Source organism: Pantoea sp. Morm, from assembly GCF_016643525.1.
Classification (GTDB): Bacteria; Pseudomonadota; Gammaproteobacteria; order Enterobacterales; family Enterobacteriaceae; genus Pantoea; species Pantoea dispersa.
The window spans coordinates 1-6,449 of sequence record NZ_VOQX01000152.1 but is presented as its reverse complement, the minus strand read 5'-3'; the positions used below and the strand labels follow the sequence as shown (position 1 = coordinate 6,449).

Below are 6,449 nucleotides of genomic sequence, written 5' to 3'. Positions count from 1 at the left end.
GGCCAGCGTAGACATTTTTACCGTTCCTGATGATCCTTCCACGGCTGAAAGTGATTTTGCAGGTAACGTTCAGGGCAGCTACGCCCATCAGGGAGGTAATTCCCGTACGTCCACCCTTTCGGCTGATTCAACGCTGACCTGGTTTGATAGGGCGAACGCTTACAGCCTCTGGGGAGAAGCCTACAACTACAGCTCTGATGACACCCGCTCCTCCGAGAAATATCAGGCGGGCCTGCGCCTGCGGCATAACCTGGACGGCAAAAATTTCCTTTTCGGACAGAGCGGGTGGTCAGGCGACAGATTCAACGGGTACCGAGGCCGCTACACCACGGTAGCCGGATACGGTAGGCAGATATTCAGCGGGCCGCTTCATACTCTGCGCGCTGAGGTCGGCCCTGGCGTCAGGCATGATGAGTTCACTGACGGAAACGAAACGACCAATGCGCTTGCCTATACTGCCCTCAGCTATTCTTACAAACTCACTGACGCTGCTTATTTTATACAGGGCGTTTCAGTGCTTGCTTCCAGGGATTCCACTCTCAATTCCGAAACCGGCCTGAGAGTCGGCCTAAATAAAAGGTTCGCCCTGAAAGTGACGTATAACTACACGCACAATTCCATGCCGCCTTCCACGGCGCCGGATAAAACCGACACAAAAACGCAGGTTTCCATTGTTTATAACATTCCCTGATGCAGCGATGTTGCATTCCGGAACCGGGACATCAATTTTCGCTCCCCCTGGAGATACCTTATCAAACCACGCGTTCTGCCTGACATCCTATCTGATACGCTGATGGCTTCTGAGGAGATGAAGATGAGAAAAATGGTTCTGCTGCTAGTGGCGTTAAGCTGAACAGTACCACTTTCCGACGGGATATGGCCCTAGCGGCGGGTCCGGAGGCAGGTCAGGGTGACATTCAGCATCTGCGTAATACAGACAGCAGGCGGAGTCAGCGGCCTGCCTGATGATGGACGTTCGGCGGGCCTCAGACAGTAAGATTGCTCCCTGAGGCCAGGTGAACTTCATCAGGGGGAATGATGCAGTACGTTTGCCCGCCTTCCGGGGACACCGCCGAAAACCTTCCACTCCAGGGGCTGACACACAGTCACATGAACGATGTCAGATTGTTTCCAGAGCATCACTACCGTCCCGGAAAGCAGGGAGTTTAGACGCGCTTCAGCGGTGGCCACCTTCCGCTCAGTCGGCTGACCTCAGCCAAAAAAGTCCGGATAATAACAGTAGCTCAATGCCGGACATACAGCGCGCCGGCGACCATGTATATGCGCATTGGTCATCCGCCCGTCAGCGCAGCTTCAAATAATGGCCAGTAAGACCGTTCTGACGCCGGGATGATTTCTGGTCTTAACAGCTTTAACCGTATACGGCCTTATGGCGACTGCGTAGTGTCTCAGAGAAAAGGTCAGACTTCATGCTTCACGCAAAACTCGGTGTCAGGAATATTGTTCTGAGAAAAAAATTTATCCGCGACAGCGGAAGTTATGTCAATTGTAAGCCTAATGCACTGAATACGAAATTCGGTGAAAAACCTTCAGGCCTCCCTGAACGGAAATGATTACCCGAACTCTTACCCTTCGTTAATCATTTCAAAAAGGTAATTTAAGGTGAAGATACTGGTCATCTGCAGAGACAACATAGGCGACAGCATACTTGCCACGCCGCTCATTGCGCACCTGTCCGCCATCCACGGAGCGACCACAGATGTGCTGACAAACAGCTATGCATCGCCGGTGTTCAGCCATAATCCGCATATCCGTAAGGTGCATGAGTACAGCAAATCCAAACACTGTAAAAACCTGATCAGCGTTATCATGGCTGCCGCCGTACGAATAAAAACCATATTCAGGCTGAGAAAGGAAAAATATGACGCGGTGATTATCGCTAAATCGTCCCGGGATTCGCATTCGGTCAAGTGGGCTGCCGGCATAGGCGCTAAGCGCGTTATCGCATTCGGGGATGAAGCACATCCGCTGATTGACAGGCTTGTGTCCCGGGCTGAGGGCACCCTGCACGTTGCTGAAATGCTTTTCAGGCTAGCTGCAGCCGTAACGGACGTACCGCCGCTGCGCCGGTTTAACCCCGGGAAGAGCAGCGTCTACCCGGCCCTGATCTGGTAAAGAAGTTCAGGATGACCTGTGGCGTTACGCCGGATGAGCGAATTATCGCCCTGCAGATAAGCGCACGAAAACCGGGCCAGCAGTGGTCCGCCGGTAACTTTATCACGCTTGCCCGCCTTATCGCTGAGCGCTACAGATGCCGCATGTTTCTATTCTGGTCACCCGGCGAAAGCTCGAACCCCATGCACCCGGGCGACGACATTAAGGCGGAATACATCACCGGACTAGCGGCGGGCTACGGACTTGAGGCCGTGCCTACCCGCACGCTGGAAGAACTCAAAGCCGCGCTCTCCCTGTGTTCAGCAGTGGTGAGCAGCGACGGGGGGGCCGTACATGTTGCAGCCGCGCTCGGATTACCGGTCGTGGCATTATATGGCAACAGCGATCCGGCACACTGGCATCCCTGGCATGTGCCTCATCAGACTCTGCGGGGCAGCCGTGAACACGTGAATGACATCAGCCCAGAAGACGTCATTCGTGCGATCGATCCGCTTATCAACTCGTCTGGTGAGCCAGGCACCGGTGCATGGATTTCTGCCTCGCCTGCCAGTGCCTGAACTCAGCCCATTATAAATCCGGACCGCCTGTGTGGGGCTGTCCGTCCTGCTAATACTAACTGTAGCGAGTAGCAATAGTAGAGCACTTCATCTGACCAGCAGGCGCTCACTTAGCAACAGGGCTGGCGGATACCATTACCAGAGATCACGGCGTCAATTCTGACAGCAGGTTGTCAGAGCATGCCGGTTGGGCCTGGCAGCTTGAGACTCCTGAAGGAAATTATCCCGTGCCACCCGTTAATGTGCAGGAGGTTTCTGCAGGTGTGTCCTGCAACATGCCCATCTGGTTAAAATTGAACGTAAAAATCGCGAATATAATTTGAAACGCTTCGGCCATCACAGGGACGAGAGAACAGATATCCCTGAAAAAGCCATACGCCTCGTTCCCGCAAATACTGGAATTGCGCGGGAGTTTCAATGCCTTCCGCAATTACGGGAATAGCCGTGATTGCGGAAATATGCAGCACGCTCTCCAGCACTGCTTCCCTGACCCCCCCTGCCATACTGTAGCCAGTAAAATCCTTGTCAATTTTCAGGTAATCCGGATTCAGCTGCGTGATGCTGGAGAGATTAGAGTATCCCGTTCCGAAATCGTCTATGGCAACATGTAGGCCGGCTTTGCGTAACAGGGCGAATTTTTCGGACAGCTGTTCTGTCAGGCTGAAGCTCTGACGTTCGGTAATCTCAACAAGCACGTCCAGTCCATAGCGCTGTGCATGTTCGGTAAACTTCAGTAATTCACTAAGGGTTTCGGGGTTTTCGACGATTTCGGAGGTGATATTCACGGCGAGATAGAGGCCTTTTTCTGACAACATAGCGAAGTCCTCCCGCACCTTCTCCAGCAGCTGCAAAGTCAGCTCCCCAATCATTCCACTCTGTTCGGCAAGCGGTATAAAAAGCGCCGGCGAGGCCTCATTCCCCTTTTTATTGCCGCACCGCATGAGGATTTCCAGCCCCGCCACCTTTCTGTCTCGCGTACTGATAACAGGCTGATACACCGGGTAAAAGCTTTTTTTGTACAGATAGTATTTCAACGCAAACCGCGGCGTGTTTATCAGACCGGTGCTGACATAAGTCAACCAGCCCGCCAGCAGGCTGACGCCAAGAATGAAAATAATAACCGCGCGGCTGTGAAGAAGAAGCCTGCGGATGTTCATGGAGTCAGATGAAACCAGAACAAAGGGATATTGTGAACTTTTCCAGGCATAACCCGCAGGACTCAGCTTCATGAAATCCTGCAGAGGATAGAAGGCAGCATCGGGGGAAATATAGCGAAGCGCGTCCCGCACAAAATAACCATTAACAGCTACGCCGGTTAAAGAGGCGGACGATCTGAAATAAACCAGGTAATAAATGTATCCGTCCTCCTGTTTCATTGTCGTGTAAAAAGGGACATGGCCTTCTGAATAGGAGACTTTCCTTTCCGGCAGTCGGCCTTCGAGTGATGAGCAACCCGTACCGTACTCCGGATAGAAATTTACGGAGCGGATATGGGGATTCACTGCCACGATATGACGCAGCCGCGTGAGCACTTCATTCGTACAGGCACCTTCTTCAAAAGGCTCCGCGGCGCGGCTGACGGTTTCTGCTTCCCTGTAAAGAGAGGCGACATAGTCGCTTGCCCGCTGATTTTTGTCGTTCCGGGCCTGCTCTTCCGTTTTGCTGAAGTGACTCAATACGGCCATGACGCCCGCACACAGCAGCGCGAGAGTCATGATGACCGCTGCAGTCAGGCGCTCGTATGGCCGTATAACCGTGAGAAAATCACGTTTGGCTCCCATCCTGTTGACTCCATAGCCGGATGTTAATCAGCTATGTTAACCTCAAAGGCTGATATTACCCTTAAATTTCAGAGCGCGTGATTACATAACCAGTGCTGGGTCAGCCATTCAGCGGATACTGAATAGGGACATCACTGCGCAGACTCTGCATTTAACTGATTTTAACATTGAATGAATGAACCCGGGTTTTCAGGTCATTAATATGCTCAGCGCTGATATCTCTGAAGAAGTCACTGTCATCTTTTTTGCTTATCATCTGCGCCAGGGCTGATAGCCACGCGGTGCTGTCATCAGATCTCGCTATGATTGAAATCATCTGAGCCCGTTCTTACTGTGTGTCATGTGTTCCGGCGCTGATAAACTCAAGCTGCTGCTGAAAATATTGCTGGTCAGACTGATTACCGTACTGCCGGGCAATGTCCAGCGACCTGCTGATCATGTCACACAGCAAATCATCCTGTGCGTACACTTTGGCGGAGATGAATTTATCAACTTCGCTGAAGCTTTGCGCCTGAGTGGCCTCCGGAACGAACGACTCAACGAGCTTACTGAGTATGTCTTTCGTGACTGCCAGATCCATTGATTACGTGATGGCGTTTCCTGAGCCATCATACGACTGCAGCGCTTCAGCAATAAGGCCGGACATTTCTTCCCGGGCAAGGAATGAATCCGCCTGGAGCGATGGAAAGTATTCATTCACGTCATTACTGATGCCATTTACCTGATTTCTGCTCTGACTGATAATGCTGTTATGCAACTGGAGCAGGTCATTCATGTTTTTGTCGATCATTTCCTGACTCAGCGATGGTGTAAAAGTACCCTAACTGGCCTTCAGCAGGCTGACATCCTCTTCCGCCAGGGAGATATCATATCCGTCTCTTTCCGGTTTGACTGAAAGGTCCGCGGTGATACCGTAATTGATTACTGTACTGACCATGATCTTCTTCCTTAAGTTGAAATAAGTCCTCATTGGATATCGGCCGCCACTGCTCAGACACTAAACATTTTATGTCAGACTTATGGAAGCGGACGATCATGCCAGTCCGGGTACAGCGGTGTGCCCGAAAACGGATTGAGGAATACGCTTTTGCGAAATCCAGTGGTAGTTAGCGGCTCCTGTATGTGCGATGAAGTGGCGTTTATACTTTATGTCAGAACTCTGAAATACTTTCGCAGTCACTGCCCACTTTGCAGAAAACAATCCGGCACGGGCTATAATATCCCCACCGTTGAACATTCCCGCGACCTTGAATGGGCTCACAATTCAGAAAATGTCATTACCCGCAGTGGCGGCAGGAATACCGGCATGACATTTTCCTGAGGTGTGGCAGTACCGAGCCTAAGCTTCTGCGTGAAAAACCTTACGTATGGGTGCCCGTGGGGCTTATTAAAGAGCGCTTCAGTATGACCTGCGCTGGCGATTTCTGTACGGGAGACGCTATGATATGGGATCTTGTTGACCCAAGCATCGCATACTGCGGCGCTCCTGAGGAGCTGAGCCATTCACTAAACTGGTGACGGGGCTCGCCAGCGTCTGGATGCAGGCCGTGCTCCTGCCCGTTGTCTAGGCCGTAAAGGCAACAAAGAGACAGGACGGCCGGTATGTATGCGAAACGTGCGCCCGGTGGTAAAAATGGCGGTGGTCGCGGTAATGGCCTGATTGATAACTGCGCGTGATTACTCATAATTAAGGTCCATTTATCATCTGGATCTGACTATATGCTTCTCAGGAGAAAAAAACACCGTACTCACGGTGAGGATCGCCTGCTCACCCTCACGCTTGCCACCACGGCGGGCGTCCTCAACGCCATGGCCTTCGGCGCATTTGGCTTCTTCCCCTCTCACATGACGGGTAATATCTCCCAGCTGTCTGCTGAGGCGGGCCGCTGGGACCTGCAAGGCCTGCTTTTTTTTGGCGATGCTGATCCTGGCCTTCGTGACGGGCGCCACGCTGGCGCGCCTCGCCGTGGCCTTT

The 6,449-nt window shown here is 52.2% G+C and carries 6 protein-coding genes and 1 pseudogene; 4 read left to right on the top strand and 3 right to left on the bottom strand.

What is annotated here, in order from left to right; genetic code table 11:
- The 3 genes from FT726_RS25670 to FT726_RS25660 all read left to right on the top strand — a co-directional run.
- Window positions 1-691, top strand: a 691-nt coding sequence (locus FT726_RS25670; protein WP_346303679.1) for a DUF481 domain-containing protein, incomplete at its 5' end; no start/stop codon positions are given.
- Window positions 692-1,623: 932 nt separating this feature from the next.
- On the top strand, window positions 1,624-2,136 hold the full coding sequence (locus tag FT726_RS25665) for a glycosyltransferase family 9 protein (RefSeq protein ID WP_052127442.1): 513 nt from the start codon (window positions 1,624-1,626) through the stop codon (window positions 2,134-2,136).
- Window positions 2,137-2,147: 11 nt separating this feature from the next.
- The gene (locus FT726_RS25660) at window positions 2,148-2,693 is read left to right on the top strand and encodes a glycosyltransferase family 9 protein (protein ID WP_052127441.1); all 546 of its coding nucleotides are present in this window, start codon (window positions 2,148-2,150) and stop codon (window positions 2,691-2,693) included.
- 287 nt (window positions 2,694-2,980) lie between these two features.
- Here the strand turns inward: FT726_RS25660 and FT726_RS25655 are convergent, their stop codons facing one another.
- The 3 genes from FT726_RS25655 to FT726_RS25645 form a co-directional block, all read right to left on the bottom strand.
- Window positions 2,981-4,474 (bottom strand): EAL domain-containing protein, encoded by a 1,494-nt coding sequence (locus FT726_RS25655; RefSeq protein WP_166935117.1) that lies wholly within the window; start codon window positions 4,472-4,474, stop codon window positions 2,981-2,983.
- A gap of 328 nt (window positions 4,475-4,802) precedes the next feature.
- Window positions 4,803-5,054, bottom strand: a complete 252-nt coding sequence (locus FT726_RS25650) for a hypothetical protein (RefSeq protein WP_034823392.1) — start codon at window positions 5,052-5,054, stop codon at window positions 4,803-4,805.
- Window positions 5,055-5,057: 3 nt separating this feature from the next.
- Window positions 5,058-5,264, bottom strand: coding sequence for a hypothetical protein (locus FT726_RS25645; protein WP_034823391.1), 207 nt, complete (start codon window positions 5,262-5,264; stop codon window positions 5,058-5,060).
- 929 nt (window positions 5,265-6,193) lie between these two features.
- Here FT726_RS25645 and FT726_RS25640 point away from each other — a divergent pair.
- Window positions 6,194-6,449 (top strand): annotated as a pseudogene (locus FT726_RS25640) (DUF1275 family protein); the annotation flags it as partial.

Bases quoted from the DNA above. Each gene is read 5' to 3' on its own strand.
- FT726_RS25660 (WP_052127441.1), top strand. From the start codon at position 2,148: ATGACCTGTGGCGTTACGCCGGATGAGCGAATTATCGCCCTGCAGATA.
- FT726_RS25655 (WP_166935117.1), bottom strand. From the start codon at position 4,474: ATGGGAGCCAAACGTGATTTTCTCACGGTTATACGGCCATACGAGCGC.
- FT726_RS25650 (WP_034823392.1), bottom strand. From the start codon at position 5,054: ATGGATCTGGCAGTCACGAAAGACATACTCAGTAAGCTCGTTGAGTCG.
- FT726_RS25645 (WP_034823391.1), bottom strand. From the start codon at position 5,264: ATGATCGACAAAAACATGAATGACCTGCTCCAGTTGCATAACAGCATT.